The following is a 13,136-nucleotide window of genomic DNA, read 5'->3' on the forward strand; positions in this document are numbered from 1 at the left end:
ACGCCCCGGCGGCACTGCCCGTGCTGCCGGGGCGTACGTCTTTTCATCACCTCGGGCACTTCTGGACGGATTCGGCGGTCAAACGGGCATCGACCGTCAAGGAATCCGTATGGGAACGCAATTTTTCGTAGCAGTTCGGAGGACAGTGGTGGGACGACTCTTCGGCACGGACGGTGTGCGCGGTGTTGCCAACGCGGATCTGACGGCGGAGCTCGCGCTCGGCCTGTCGGTCGCCGCGGCGCATGTGCTCGCCGAGGCGGGCACCTTTGAAGGCCATCGCCCGACCGCGGTGGTCGGGCGCGACCCGCGTGCGTCGGGAGAGTTCCTGGAGGCCGCCGTCGTGGCGGGCCTGGCCAGCGCGGGCGTGGACGTCCTGCGCGTCGGCGTGCTGCCGACCCCGGCCGTGGCCTACCTCACCGGCGCGCTCGGCGCGGACCTCGGCGTCATGCTCTCCGCGAGCCACAACGCCATGCCCGACAACGGCATCAAGTTCTTCGCCCGCGGCGGCCACAAGCTCGCCGACGAGCTGGAGGACCGCATCGAGTCCGTCTACGAGGAGCACCGCACCGGCGCCCCGTGGTCCCGCCCGACCGGCGGTGGCGTCGGCCGGGTCCGTGACTACGACGAGGGCTTCGACAAGTACGTCGCCCACCTCATCGCCGTCCTCCCGAACCGGCTCGACGGGCTGAAGGTCGTCCTGGACGAGGCGCACGGGGCCGCGGCGCGCGTGTCGCCCGAGGCGTTCTCGCGGGCCGGCGCCGAGGTCGTCACCATCGGGGCAAGCCCCGACGGCCTCAACATCAACGACGGCTGCGGCTCGACCCACCTGGAGCTGCTGAAGGCCGCCGTCGTCGAGCACGGCGCCGACCTCGGCATCGCCCACGACGGCGACGCCGACCGCTGCCTCGCGGTCGACGGCGCGGGCCGGGAGGTCGACGGCGACCAGATCCTCGCGGTGCTCGCCCTCGCCATGCGCGAGGCCGGGACGCTGCGCGGCGACACCGTCGTCGGCACGGTCATGTCCAACCTCGGCTTCAAACTCGCCATGGAGCGCGAGGGGCTGCAGCTGGTCCAGACGGCGGTCGGCGACCGGTACGTCCTGGAGTCCATGAAGGAGCACGGCTACGCCCTCGGCGGCGAGCAGTCCGGCCACGTGATCGTCCTCGACCACGCCACCACCGGCGACGGCACCCTCACCGGCCTGATGCTGGCGGCCCGGGTCGCCGCCACCGGCCGGTCCCTCGCGGAGCTGGCCGCCGTGATGGAGCGGCTGCCGCAGGTCCTCATCAACGTGCCGGACGTCGACAAGTCCCGCGTCACGACCTCCGCCGAACTGGCCGGCGCCGTCACGGAGGCCGAGCGCGAGCTGGGCACCACCGGCCGCGTCCTGCTGCGCTCCTCCGGCACCGAGCCGCTGGTACGGGTGATGGTGGAGGCCGCCGACATCGAGCAGGCGCGCGCGGTGGCGGGCCGACTGGCGGACGTCGTGAAGTCGGCGCTCGGCTAGCCCCTCCCGCGAGAAGCCTGTGTGACCTGTGGCGTACCCGGGGGGCGGGACATCCGTCCCCGCTGGGTACGCCACAGCAGTTTCCAGAGCACGAGGGTGACGACCCCGGCGAGGATGATGCCCAGCAGGTTCAGGAGCAGCTGCTCGGTCGAGCCCCACATCTGGCCCAGCTCGCCGTAGCTGAGGGCCACCGCCGCGTTCGCGGCCGCCGGGACGGTCGTCACCGAGATGGCGACGCCCACCAGCGCCCCGGACTTCGCCGACGTCAGCGAGAGCATGCCGGCCACCCCGGCGAGCACGGCGACGACGAAGGAGAACGGGTCGGGCTGCCAGATGAAGTCCGTGTTGGGGCGCGGATCGTTGAGCATCGACACCTCGAACTGGCCCGCCGCGTCCATCGCCAGGCTGAGCAGGGTCGTCGCCGCGATCGCGACCGCGAAGCCCACCAGGAGGGCGACCAGCGAGCGCCAGGCCAGCCTCGGGGCGCGCCCCACGAGACCCGTACAGATCCCGGCGAGCGGGCCGAACTCCGGGCCGACGGCCATCGCGCCCACGATCAGGACCGCGTTGTCGAGGACCACACCGCAGGCGGCGATCATCGTCGCCAGGCAGAGGAACAGCAGATAGGTGAAGGAGAGGGTGGACTCCTCGTGGGTCGCCTCGGTCAGCTCCGCCCACACCACCGCGTCCGCGCCCTCGCCCGGCGCCTCCTTCTCGGCGCGTTCGGCCCGCTCGGAGAGGGACACGTCGATGTCCGAGACCGCGATCGAGCCGTCCTGGTCGATCCCCAGCCTCCGCAGCCGGTGCAGGAGTTCGTCACAGGCCTCGCGAGCCACGTCGCACAGGACGATGTCCCCGGCAGGGTCGCGGGCCGCGCCGGCGACCACCACCACGTGGGTGGTGCCCACGGTCTCACCGATGAGCGCGAGAACGGCGTCCGTACGATCGGCCGGAACGATCATCCGCAGATGCAGCATGGCCGCACCCTAACGGGGGATCACAGCTTGCGCAGGGAGAGGCGCTGCACCTTGTGGTCGGGGCCCTTGCGGACGACGAGGGTGGCGCGGCCGCGCGTGGGGGCCACGTTCTCCAGCAGGTTCACCTTGTTGATGGTGCGCCACATGGTGCGGGCGTAGTCCAGGGCTTCCTCCTCGGAGACCTGGGTGTAGCGCTGGAAGTACGAGAAGGGGTTCTGGAAGGCGGTCTCGCGCAGCTTGCGGAACCGGTTGAGGTACCAGCCCTCGATGTCCTCGGGGCGGGCGTCGACGTACACGGAGAAGTCGAAGTAGTCGGCGAGACCGACCCGGGTGCGGCCGTCCTTGCCGGGGAGCGCCGGCTGGAGGACGTTGAGCCCTTCGACGATCAGGATGTCGGGGCGGCGGACGACGAGCCGCTCGCCGGGGACGATGTCGTAGATGAGGTGGGAGTAGACGGGGGCGGTGACCTCGTCCTTCCCGGCCTTGATGTCGGCGACGAACCGGGTGAGCGCCCGGCGGTCGTACGACTCGGGGAACCCCTTGCGGGAGAGCAGCCCGCGGGCCTTCAGCTCCTCCATCGGCAGCAGGAAGCCGTCGGTGGTGACCAGCTCGACGCGGGGGTGCTCGGGCCAGCGGGCGAGCAGGGCCTGGAGGAGACGGGCGACGGTCGACTTGCCGACGGCGACGGAGCCGGCGACGCCTATGACGAAGGGCGTGCCGCGCTGCTCGGCGTTCTCCCCGAGGAAGGTGTTGAGGGCGCCTCGCAGGCCGCTGGTGGCCTGCACGTACAGGTTGAGCAGCCGGGACAGCGGCAGATAGACGTCCCGCACCTCGTCGAGGTCGATGACGTCCCCGAGGCCGCGCAGCCGCTCGACCTCGTCGGCGGAGAGCGGCAGCGGCGTCTTGTCGCGCAGCGCGCTCCACTCGTCCCGCGTCAGATCCACGTACGGCGAAACCTCGGCCCGGCGAACGGCGGCACCGTTCCCCTTGCCGTTCCCCTTTCCATGGCCGTGGCCGTGGCCGTGGCCGTTTCCGGGGGCGGGGGCGCTTCGTGGCGGCGAAGTGATCACACGGCCATTGTCGGGGGTCGGGGCCGGTTGTGGGCGGCGGGGCGTGGTGGGGTGGGTCACGTGGCGGAAGGGGGCCGGGGAGGCTCTCAGCCGGTTTTACGGGAGGACAGCAGACCCCTCAGCCGCCGCTCGGCCGGCTTCTCGACGCACTCGTGCAGGATCGCGGCGACGACGACGGTGGCGACGGCCACGGTCAGCACCTCCACGGCGTCGCGGCGCAGTCCGGGGCTCGGCACCATCCCGAGGTGACTGAGCGCCCGCAGGACGACCACGTGGGAGATGTAGAAGGCGAAGGACCACTCGCCGAGCTTCACCAGCGGCCGGGAACGGAGCAGCGAACGCCCGCCGCGGACGTCGCGCAGCGTGGTGGTCACGATCAGCAGGGTGAACGCCGGCATCAGGAGGGTGTCGAAGACGCCGTACTTGGGGGCGATCCCCGGGACGGCGTCAGGGTGGCGGAGCCAGAACCAGCACAGCAGAACCGATCCTGCTGTCAGTGCGAGCGCCACGCCGACGCCGAACGGAGGCTTCCATCCGCGGCGCACGAGGAGGGCGGCACAGAGCCCCATGACGAACATCGAGGTCATGGAGAGGGGGGAGGCGACGATGAAGCGCTCGGTCTCGGGGGAGAAGTCGTAGCGCACCGTCAGAAGACGCGTCGCGGCCGTGGCGGCGACGGAGAGCACCGAGAAGGCCATGAGCAGCCGGGAGGAGCAGCGCGAGAGCACCCAGTAGAGCAGGGGGAAGCACAGATAGAAGAACGCCTCGACGGACAGGGTCCAGGTGACGGCGTTCAGCGAGATGAAATGGTCCGCGCTCCACGCCTGGGCGAAGGTGAGCGTGTAGAGGATGTCCGCCTTCGACACCGGAAGGTGCCACCACCACTTCAGCAGCACGACCACCGCGGCCGTGGTCACCGCCAGCAGGGGCCAGATGCGGGCGAATCGCCGCCAGTAGTAGCTGAGGGTGGTGTCCCCGGGGCGGGCGACCCAGGCCATGACGAAACCGGACAGGATGAAGAAGAACGGGACGCCTTCGTAGCCGATCGCCGAGAAGTGGAGCAGGGCCTCGGATTCGCCGAAGTACCACCGCGCGTGGAAGAAGAACACGCCCAGGGCGGCGAACCAGCGCAGTCCGGTCAGCGAGTCCACGCGCGTGCCGCCGAGGGGCATGGCCCGGCGCTCCTCGCGGGGGCGCGAGGGGCGCACCGCGTCGGTCGCTATGGCCGTGCCCGCTCCGGACAGGCCTCGGTCTTCAGTGACAGTAGAAATTCCGCACCCCTAAAAGCCTCCAGGTGACAGAAGGCGTGGGTGCCCGATGCGTGATCACCAATGGAGGGTCGGCGAGCCCTCGTGCCGTGCGGAGAATGTCGACGGCCGGGCCGATGGTCGATTCAAAATGAAATTTTTCCGTGCCGGGAACCAGTCACGGTGCCACAAGATCTGTGGGTCGTCACATCGGCGTCTGTCGTAATGCCGGTGTACGGCACTACGCCGGTCAAATCGGCACACAGGGGAATTTTCATCGGATGTCCGGCCAGGTGGAGGGGCGCGTCGCGGGTGTCCGGTCCCTTGCGGCCCTCTCGCGGATTGCGAGGCCGTTTCGTTCGCGGTCGGAATTCGTGGAACGGCATCGGATTCCAACGTCCCGGGAAAGAAGGGTTTTCCGGCCGATTGATGATCGGTAAAGTCGAGTGATCGACTTGAGCTCCTGGTCGGTATTGCGGGAATACCGCTCACGGGTGCCCGCTGTGGTCGCCCGGCGCGGCGGAGCGAAGGTGGCCCGGGCGGGTGAGAAAACCCACCCCGGGCCGGGGCGAGGTCGACGTGGACCGTGCGGGTCGAAGCGGGCCCGGCGCGGCGGAGGGCGATACGCACCCCCAACGGACCCACGGCCGCCCGCGCGCATAGGGTTCGCACAGATTCACGAGCCTGAGCAGAGAGTTGGACCATGAAGTCGACCGCCCTCCGTCGTACCACCGCCGTCGCCGCCACCGCCGCGTCCCTGGCGCTGCTGCTCACCGCGTGCAGCGGGGACGCGAACGACGGGAAGCCGAAGGGCGAGAACGACGCGTCCGCCTCCGCCGCCGCGAAGCCGGACGTGAAGGCGCTGTCCGCCGGTGAGCTGGAGAAGCTGATCGTCGAGCAGGCCGACCTCAAGGGCTACCAGGTGCAGAAGCCGAAGGCCGCCGAGATCCTGCACTCCGGGGACGTCGGCGCCGACAAGCCCGCCTGCGAGCCGCTCGCCGAGGCCCTGTCGCACGTCGCTCCCGGTGACCCGGGCGCCAGTGTGCAGCGCAAGGCCATCGAGGCGAAGAAGGGCAAGGCGACCTCCGCCGACGACATCCTGGGGGCCCTCGGGGCTCCGGTGACCAATGTGACCCTGGGGTCGTACGGCGGGCAGGGTGCCGAGAAGGCGTTCGCCTCGCTGAAGACGGCCGGGACCGACTGCGCCGGCGGGTTCACCGCCATGGCGAGCGGTGCGAAGACCAAGGTCTCCAAGGTCGCCCCCGAGAGCGGTCTGACCGCCGGTGACGAAGCGCTCGCCTGGACCGTCACCGCCGACATGAACGGCCAGCCCTTCGTCACCAAGCTCGTCGTCTTCCGCAAGGGCAACACGCTGGCCTCCTTCTCCTCCCTCAGCCTCTCCGGCACCGTCAAGGAACTCCCGAAGACCGTCGTCGACGCGCAGGCCGCCAAGCTGCGCTGAGTACGGGCCCCCGGCGGCCGTCGGTCGTAGGCTGCCGCCATGTGCGGAATCGTGGGTTACGTCGGCGGGCAGTCGGCGCTTGATGTGGTGATCGCGGGTCTCAAGCGGCTCGAGTACCGGGGCTACGACTCGGCCGGTGTCGCGGTGCTCTCCGACGGGGGGCTCGCCGCCGCCAAGAAGGCGGGCAAGCTCGTCAATCTGGAGAAGGAACTCGTGGACCGCCCGCTGCCGAGCGGTTCCACCGGCATCGGGCACACCCGGTGGGCCACCCACGGCGGCCCGACCGACGCCAACGCGCACCCGCACCTCGACAACGCGGGCCGCGTCGCCGTCGTCCACAACGGCATCATCGAGAACTTCGCCGCCCTCCGCGCCGAGCTGCAGGAGCGCGGCCACGACCTCGCGTCCGAGACGGACACCGAGGTCGTGGCCCACCTCCTCGCCGAGCAGTTCTCCTCCTGCGGGGACCTGGCCGAGTCGATGCGCATGGTGTGCCGCCGCCTCGACGGGGCCTTCACGCTGGTCGCCGTGCACGCCGACGACCCCGACGTGGTCGTCGGCGCGCGCCGCAACTCCCCCCTCGTCGTCGGCGTCGGCGAGGGCGAGTTCTTCCTCGCCTCGGACGTCGCCGCCTTCATCGCCCACACCCGCGCCGCCATCGAGCTCGGCCAGGACCAGGTCGTCGAACTGCGCCGCGACGGCGTCACCGTCACCGACTTCGACGGGGCACCCGCGGACGTACGGGCGTACCACGTCGACTGGGACGCCTCCGCCGCCGAGAAGGGCGGCTACGACTACTTCATGCTCAAGGAGATCGCCGAGCAGCCGAAGGCCGTCGCCGACACCCTCCTCGGCCGCATCGACGCCGAGGGCCGCCTCAGGCTCGACGAGGTGCGCATCCCCGCCACCGTGCTCCGCGAGGCCGACAAGGTCGTCATCATCGCCTGCGGCACCGCCTTCCACTCCGGTCTCATCGCGAAGTACGCCATCGAGCACTGGACCCGCATCCCCTGCGAGGTGGAGCTGGCCAGCGAGTTCCGCTACCGCGACCCGATCCTCGACCGGCGCACCCTCGTCATCGCCATCTCCCAGTCCGGCGAGACCATGGACACCCTGATGGCCCTGCGGCACGCCCGCGAACAGGGCGCGAAGGTGCTCGCCATCTGCAACACCAACGGCTCCACCATCCCCCGCGAGTCGGACGCCGTCCTCTACACGCACGCCGGCCCCGAGGTCGCCGTCGCCTCCACCAAGGCGTTCCTGACGCAGCTCGTGGCGTGCTATCTGGTCGCGCTGTACCTGGGGCAGGTACGGGGGACGAAGTGGGGCGACGAGATCGGCGCCGTCATCCGGGAGCTGGCCCGGATCGGCGACGAGGTCGAGCGGGTCCTGGAGACCATGGAGCCGGTACGCGCGCTGGCCCGCTCCCTCGCCCACAAGAACACCGTCCTCTTCCTCGGCCGGCACGTCGGCTACCCCGTGGCCCTGGAAGGCGCCCTGAAGCTCAAGGAACTCGCGTACATGCACGCCGAGGGCTTCGCCGCCGGGGAGCTCAAGCACGGGCCGATCGCCCTCATCGAGGAGGACCTGCCGGTCGTCGTGGTGGTGCCGTCGCCCAAGGGCCGCTCCGTCCTCCACGACAAGGTCGTCTCCAACATCCAGGAGATCCGGGCCCGCGGCGCGCGGACCATCGTGATCGCCGAGGAGGGCGACGAGGCCGTCGCCCCCTACGCCGACCACCTCATCCGCATCCCGGCAACGCCTACGCTGCTCCAGCCGCTGGTCTCCACCGTGCCGCTCCAGGTCTTCGCCTGCGAACTGGCGACGGCGCGCGGCAACGAGGTGGACCAGCCGCGCAACCTGGCGAAATCCGTGACCGTGGAGTGAGTGAATGATCATCGGGGTGGGGATCGACGTGGCCGAGGTGGACCGCTTCGCGGCATCGGTGGAGCGGACCCCGGGGCTCCTCGGGCGCCTCTTCGTCGACCGGGAGCTGCTGCTGCCGAGCGGTGAGCGGCGGGGGCCCGCATCGCTTGCGGTCCGGTTCGCCGCGAAGGAGGCGCTGGCGAAGGCGCTCGGCGCGCCCGCCGGTCTGCACTGGACGGACGCGGAGGTGTACGTCGAGGAGAGCGGCCGACCCCGGCTGCGGGTGCGCGGCACGGTGGCGGCGCGCGCGGCGGAGCTGGGCGTGCGGCACTGGCACGTCTCGCTCAGCCACGACGCGGGGGTGGCGTCGGCGGTGGTGATCGCGGAAGGGTGACGGGCGGGGGCCGGCCGTTCCGTTCGAGCGAGGCCGGTCCACCCGCGCGCGGGGGAGCGGACGTGCCCCGTCATGCCCGTGGTGTGGTCCGCGCGCGGGGGCGGCGGCGCGCGGGCGTGGGCCGGGGCTTGGGCCGGGCCGCGCGGCAGAGCAGACTGCGGGGCATGCGTACCGCTTACCGCGTGGAGACCGTACGGGCCGCCGAGGCCGAGCTGATGAGCCGTCTGCCCGACGGCGCGCTGATGCACCGGGCCGCGGCCGGGCTCGCCGCCGCCTGCGTCTCGCTCCTGGGGCGCGGACGGGTGTACGGAGCGAGAGTCGTCCTCCTCGTCGGCAGCGGGGACAACGGCGGCGACGCCCTCTACGCCGGTGCGCGGCTCGCGCGGCGAGGTGCGGGCGTGACGGCCGTGCTGCTGGGCGCCCGCGCCCACGAAGGCGGTCTCGCCGCGCTGCGGGCGGCCGGCGGGCGGGTCGCGGAGGATCCGTTCGAGCCGCTGGCCGTCGCGGATCTCGTCCTCGACGGGATCACCGGCATCGGCGGGCGCGGGGGGCTGCGGCCGGACGCCGTCCCGGTCGCCCGGGCGGCCCGCGGCTCGGACGCGGTCGTCGTCGCCGTCGACCTGCCGAGCGGTGTCGACGCGGACACCGGTCAGGTGGCGGGGGAGGCGCTGCGGGCGGACGCGACGGTGACCTTCGGCGCGTACAAGCCGGGGCTGCTGATCGACCCCGCCCGGGAGTACGCGGGGGCCCTGCGGCTCGTCGACATCGGGCTCGGCGACCATCTGCCCTCGCTCCCCGAACTCCAGGCGCTCCAGCACGAGGACGTGTCCCGGCTGCTGCCCGTGCCGGGTGCGGAGAGCGACAAGTACCGGCGCGGGGTGGTGGGCGTCGTCGCCGGATCCGCGCGCTATCCGGGCGCGGCGGTCCTCTCGGTGGCGGGGGCGCTGCGGGGCGGTGCGGGCGCGGTGCGGTACGTCGGCCCGGCCGCGGACGCGGTGATCGCCCGTTTCCCCGAGACGCTGGTGCACGCGGGGCCGCCGCGGAAGGCGGGGCGGGTCCAGGCGTGGGTGGTCGGCCCGGGGATCGGGGACGGGCCCGGCGTCGAGGAGGTCCTCGCCTCGGACGTACCGGTCCTGGTCGACGCGGACGGGCTGCGGGACCTTCCCGTAGGGGTGGTGCGCGCGCGTACGGCTCCGACCCTGCTCACCCCGCACGCCGGGGAGGCGGCGGCCCTGCTCGGCGTCTCCCGGGAGGAGGTCGAGTCGGGCCGGCTCGCGGCGGTACGGGAACTGGCGGGGCGCTTCGGCGCGACGGTGCTGCTCAAGGGCTCGACGACGCTGGTGGCGGAACCGGGCGAGGAGCGGGAGCCGGCAGGGTCCTCCGGAGCGGCCGGCTCCGCGGGGGCGGGCGCGCGGGGGGACGTGCGGCGGGTCGCGGGGCCGGTCCGGGTCAACCCGACGGGGACGTCGTGGCTGGCCACGGCCGGCAGCGGCGACGTCCTGTCCGGCCTCGCGGGCTCGCTGCTCGCGGCGGGCCTCCCGGCCCTGGAAGCCGGGTCGGTGGCGGCGTACCTCCACGGTCTCGCGGCCCGCCGCGCGTCCGGCGGCGGCCCGATCACGGCGGCCGAGGTGGCGGAGGCCCTGCCCGGCGCATGGCGCGACGTGACCTCGTCAGGGGCGGAGCCCGGGGCGTAGGCGGACCGACCGTCAGGGGCGGAGTCGGAGTCCGGGACGTAGGCGCACCGGCCGTCAGGGGCGCCATCAGGGGCGCGCGGGTGCCGTCGGGATCGCCATCAGGGGCGCGCGCGGTGCCGTCAGGGGCGTGGGGAGGGCTTTCCCGCGCCGTCGGACCGGTCCTGAGCGCGTGTCCCGCCCGGCCGAACGGGCGACTCCGGCCGGGTGAAACCGTCGGCGCCGCCCCAACACCACCCGCCCGCGCTCCCGTTCCCCGGCCGCCCCCGGCATCAGCCCCGGCCCGCACCCGGTTCGCCGCGCGCCGCCCCAAGCCCCGACCCCCCGCCCCGAGGCCCCGAGCCCCCACGCCCCGAGCCCCCCGCCCCAAGGGCCCCACCCCCGCCCCACCCCCCACCCCGCGTGACCGGCCCGACAGGCCGGGAAAGCGGGCCGGGAGCCGACACCTGAGAGACTGGGCGCGATGACTGAGACACCGCCGCCCCGCCGAGCCCGCGCCGAGATCGACCTCGGTGCGCTGCGTGCGAACGTCCGCACGCTCCGTGCCCGCGTCGCGCCCCACGCCCAGGTCATGGCCGTGGTCAAGGCGGACGCGTACGGACACGGCGCCGTGCCCTGCGCCCGCGCCGCTCTCCAGGCCGGTGCCACCTGGCTCGGCACCGCCACCCCGCACGAGGCGCTGGCCCTGCGCGCGGCCGGGATCACGGAAGCCGACGCCCGCCTCCTGTGCTGGCTGTGGACCCCCGGCGACCCGTGGGCGGACGGCATCGAGGCCGGGCTCGACATGACCGTCAGCGGTCTGTGGGCCCTGCGGGAGGTCGTCGAGGCGGCCCGCGCCACCGGCCGGCCCGCGCGGATCCAGCTCAAGGCCGACACCGGTCTCGGCCGCAACGGCTGCCAGCCCGCCGACTGGCCCCAACTCGTCGGCGAGGCCCTCAAGGCCGAGGGCCAGGGCCTGGTGCGGATCACCGGCCTCTGGTCGCACTTCGCCTGCGCCGACGAGCCCGGCCACCCCTCCATCGCCTCCCAGCTCGACGTCTTCCACACCGTGCTGGAGTACGCCGAGAAGGCGGGCGTCGACCCCGAGGTGAGGCACATCGCCAACTCCCCGGCCACCCTCACCCTCCCCGAGAGCTACTTCGACCTCGTCCGGCCCGGCATCGCCATGTACGGCGTCTCGCCGATCCCCGAGGTCGGCACTCCGGCCGACTTCGGCCTGCGTCCGGTGATGTCGCTCAAGGCGAGCGTCGCGCTGGTGAAGCAGGTCCCGGCCGGGCACGGCGTCAGCTACGGACACCACTACGTCACCGAGGACGAGACCCACCTCGGCCTCGTCCCCCTCGGCTACGCCGACGGCGTCCCCCGCCACGCCTCCGGCCGCGGGCCCGTCCTCGTCGGCGACTCGGTCCGCCGGGTGGCCGGCCGGGTCGCCATGGACCAGTTCGTGGTCGACCTGGGCGGCGACACCGTCGAACCCGGCGCCGAGGCGCTGCTCTTCGGCCCCGGCGACCGGGGCGAGCCGACCGCCGAGGACTGGGCCGTGGCCGCCGGCACCATCGCGTACGAGATCGTCACCCGCATCGGCGCCCGCGTCCCACGCGTCTTTCTGAACGAGACGGACTGAACGCACCGGTACGGAAACGGGTACATCCGCGACTCGGGCGCGCATCCGGACAGGATGCGGGCACGGGCACGGTATGGACACGGATACGGATACGGATACGAGTCATCAGGGAGCGGGAGTGAGCGAGTCCAGCACCGACCACTGGCGCCGCGCCGGGTTCGCCGGTGCCGCGATAGGCGTGCTCGCGGCCGGCGCGGCCGCGGGCGTCGCCCTCGAACGGCTCACCGTCGGGCGCGGCATGCGGCAGAAGGCGCGGCTCGCCCTCGACGCCTCCGCCCCCTACGGGTCCGTGCGGGGCACCCCCGGCAAGGCGCTCGCCGACGACACCACCGAGCTGTACTACGAGACCGACGAGGTCGACGCGGAGGCCGGTGCCCCGCGTAAACGGCGCCTGTTCGGGCGCAAGGCGCCCGCCCCCGTCACCGTCGTCTTCAGCCACGGGTACTGCCTCGGCCAGGACTCCTGGCACTTCCAGCGGGCCGCGCTGCGCGGACTGGTCCGTACCGTCCACTGGGACCAGCGCAGCCACGGGCGTTCGGCCCGCGGCGTCTCCCAGGCCGGACCAGGCGGCGTGCCCGTCACCATCGACCAGCTGGGCCGCGACCTGAAGGCGGTCATCGACGCGGCCGCGCCCGAGGGGCCGTTGGTCCTGGTCGGCCACTCCATGGGCGGCATGACGATCATGGCGCTCGCCGACCGCTACCCCGAGCTGATCCGGGAACGGGTCGTCGGGGTCGCCTTCGTGGGCACCTCCTGCGGCAGGCTCGGCGAGGTGAACTACGGGCTCCCGACCGCCGGGGTCAACGCGATACGGCGTGTCCTGCCCGGCGTGCTGAAGGCGCTCGGCTCGCAGACGGAGCTGGTCGAACGCGGCCGCAGGGCCACCGCCGACCTGTTCGCGGGGCTCATCAAGAAGTACTCGTTCTCCTCCCGGGACGTCGATCCGGCGGTCGCGCGGTTCGCGGAACGGATGATCGAGGCCACCCCGATCGACGTGGTCGCCGAGTTCTATCCGGCCTTCAGCGAGCACGACAAGGCGGCGGTGCTCCCCGTCTTCCGCGAGGTGCCGGTGCTCGCGCTGGCCGGCGAACGCGACCTGGTCACCCCCAGCTCGCACACCGAGGCCATCGCCGACCTGCTGCCGGAGAGCGAGCTGGTCATCGTCCCCGACGCCGGGCACCTGGTCATGCTGGAGCACCCCGAGGCGGTCACCGACCGGCTGGCGGACCTCCTCGCCCGGGTCGGCGCGGTCCCCTCGGCGACGGGCGCGAAGGCGGGCTCGGGCAACGGATAAATTG

At 72.7% G+C, this 13,136-nt stretch carries 10 protein-coding genes; 7 read left to right on the forward strand and 3 right to left on the reverse strand.

Annotation, left to right across the window (positions count from 1 at the left end):
• Positions 1 to 148: 148 nt before the first annotated feature.
• Positions 149 to 1,507, forward strand: coding sequence for a phosphoglucosamine mutase (glmM, locus tag ACZ6RC_RS07495; RefSeq protein ID WP_453612964.1), 1,359 nt, complete (start codon positions 149 to 151; stop codon positions 1,505 to 1,507).
• Here glmM and ACZ6RC_RS07500 read toward each other — a convergent pair.
• The 3 genes from ACZ6RC_RS07500 to ACZ6RC_RS07510 form a co-directional block, all read right to left on the reverse strand.
• The gene (locus tag ACZ6RC_RS07500) at positions 1,504 to 2,484 is read right to left on the reverse strand and encodes a DUF389 domain-containing protein (protein WP_391144238.1); all 981 of its coding nucleotides are present in this window, start codon (positions 2,482 to 2,484) and stop codon (positions 1,504 to 1,506) included. The genes glmM and ACZ6RC_RS07500 overlap by 4 nt on opposite strands.
• A 20-nt stretch (positions 2,485 to 2,504) precedes the next feature.
• Entirely contained in the window at positions 2,505 to 3,428 is a 924-nt protein-coding gene (gene coaA, locus ACZ6RC_RS07505) for a type I pantothenate kinase (protein WP_391144240.1), read from the reverse strand.
• 212 nt (positions 3,429 to 3,640) lie between these two features.
• Complete coding sequence (locus ACZ6RC_RS07510; RefSeq protein WP_391144242.1) at positions 3,641 to 4,726, reverse strand: acyltransferase family protein; 1,086 nt, start codon at positions 4,724 to 4,726, stop codon at positions 3,641 to 3,643.
• A gap of 778 nt (positions 4,727 to 5,504) precedes the next feature.
• Between ACZ6RC_RS07510 and ACZ6RC_RS07515 the strand changes: the two genes are divergently transcribed.
• From ACZ6RC_RS07515 to ACZ6RC_RS07540, 6 genes are all read left to right on the forward strand, one after another.
• On the forward strand, positions 5,505 to 6,263 hold the full coding sequence (locus tag ACZ6RC_RS07515) for a hypothetical protein (RefSeq protein ID WP_469579893.1): 759 nt from the start codon (positions 5,505 to 5,507) through the stop codon (positions 6,261 to 6,263).
• Positions 6,264 to 6,302: 39 nt separating this feature from the next.
• Entirely contained in the window at positions 6,303 to 8,150 is a 1,848-nt protein-coding gene (gene glmS, locus ACZ6RC_RS07520) for a glutamine--fructose-6-phosphate transaminase (isomerizing) (RefSeq protein WP_469579895.1), read from the forward strand.
• A 4-nt stretch (positions 8,151 to 8,154) separates the two neighbouring features.
• Positions 8,155 to 8,523 carry a holo-ACP synthase gene (locus ACZ6RC_RS07525; RefSeq protein ID WP_391144259.1) on the forward strand — a complete coding sequence of 123 codons (369 nt, stop codon included), beginning with the start codon at positions 8,155 to 8,157 and terminating at the stop codon, positions 8,521 to 8,523.
• A 164-nt stretch (positions 8,524 to 8,687) separates the two neighbouring features.
• Positions 8,688 to 10,217 carry an NAD(P)H-hydrate epimerase gene (locus tag ACZ6RC_RS07530; protein WP_469579897.1) on the forward strand — a complete coding sequence of 510 codons (1,530 nt, stop codon included), beginning with the start codon at positions 8,688 to 8,690 and terminating at the stop codon, positions 10,215 to 10,217.
• Positions 10,218 to 10,677: 460 nt separating this feature from the next.
• Positions 10,678 to 11,838, forward strand: coding sequence for an alanine racemase (alr, locus tag ACZ6RC_RS07535; RefSeq protein WP_469579899.1), 1,161 nt, complete (start codon positions 10,678 to 10,680; stop codon positions 11,836 to 11,838).
• 118 nt (positions 11,839 to 11,956) lie between these two features.
• Complete coding sequence (locus ACZ6RC_RS07540) at positions 11,957 to 13,132, forward strand: alpha/beta fold hydrolase (protein ID WP_453612978.1); 1,176 nt, start codon at positions 11,957 to 11,959, stop codon at positions 13,130 to 13,132.
• The last annotated feature ends 4 nt before the right edge of the window (positions 13,133 to 13,136 follow it).

It is taken from the genome of Streptomyces sp. NPDC048353, from assembly GCF_055587165.1.

Coding starts and splice junctions, on each gene's coding strand:
- ACZ6RC_RS07515 (WP_469579893.1), top strand. CDS start 5,505: ATGAAGTCGACCGCCCTCCGTCGTACCACCGCCGTCGCCGCCACCGCC.
- ACZ6RC_RS07530 (WP_469579897.1), top strand. CDS start 8,688: ATGCGTACCGCTTACCGCGTGGAGACCGTACGGGCCGCCGAGGCCGAG.
- ACZ6RC_RS07510 (WP_391144242.1), bottom strand. CDS start 4,726: ATGCCCCTCGGCGGCACGCGCGTGGACTCGCTGACCGGACTGCGCTGG.
- ACZ6RC_RS07500 (WP_391144238.1), bottom strand. CDS start 2,484: ATGCTGCATCTGCGGATGATCGTTCCGGCCGATCGTACGGACGCCGTT.
- ACZ6RC_RS07525 (WP_391144259.1), top strand. CDS start 8,155: ATGATCATCGGGGTGGGGATCGACGTGGCCGAGGTGGACCGCTTCGCG.
- glmS (WP_469579895.1), top strand. CDS start 6,303: ATGTGCGGAATCGTGGGTTACGTCGGCGGGCAGTCGGCGCTTGATGTG.
- alr (WP_469579899.1), top strand. CDS start 10,678: ATGACTGAGACACCGCCGCCCCGCCGAGCCCGCGCCGAGATCGACCTC.